1 protein-coding gene is annotated in these 733 nt (G+C 25.4%); it reads right to left on the reverse strand.

Going from position 1 to position 733, the window contains the following annotated elements; all coding sequences use genetic code 11:
- Positions 1-102: 102 nt before the first annotated feature.
- Positions 103-594 (reverse strand): hypothetical protein, encoded by a 492-nt coding sequence (locus L21TH_RS11315; protein ID WP_006316362.1) that lies wholly within the window; start codon positions 592-594, stop codon positions 103-105.
- Positions 595-733: the final 139 nt, after the last annotated feature.

Here is a 733-nt window from a genome sequence, read left to right on the forward strand (position 1 = left end):
TTCCTCCACTAGGGGAAGTTTCAATTAAATTCTGGGGGATTTTTCACTTGACAAATACAAGTGGGCTGAATCACAATAAAATTGTAATACAGACCACTTTTGTTATTTTTCACAAGTATTAATTAAGTCATTAACATACTTATAATCAAATTTGGAATCTATAATTTTATAGTATCCATTATGGAAACCCGGTTTATTAGATCTAATACAAAGAACAGATAAATTATCTAACCATATTTCATCAATAGTTATATAATAATGTGTTGATAGTTTTGGTGGACGAAATCTAAACCTGTAAGAAAAATGTATATCATTCTCATGTTCAAAAATTTCTTCTTTGTTTGTTTCTTCTTTTAAAGGTATCAAATTCAAGTCACTAAAATATTTAAAAATAAGAGTATTAGTATTTAAATTATAACTAGCATTGGTTATCCCACCATTAGAATAATTTAAGGTAAAATGACAACTATAAGGATTATCTGTGATATCTTCTAAAGGATTATAAGGAATTAGATAGTATATGTAATTCTGATAAAGATTTGCTAACAAAACATATAATATCAATACAGTGAACAAATATTTGATTTTTTTCATATTTATTATTCATTCCTTTCTATTACAAATACTATATTCAAAGGTACCTAATCCTTTTACTGTTGTAATAATTGTAAACAACAATATTACACTCATAATAGTTAAACTAACCTTTTTAATCATTATCCCTCCTCAACCT

The organism is Caldisalinibacter kiritimatiensis (genome assembly GCF_000387765.1).
Taxonomy (GTDB): domain Bacteria; phylum Bacillota; class Clostridia; order Tissierellales; family Caldisalinibacteraceae; genus Caldisalinibacter; species Caldisalinibacter kiritimatiensis.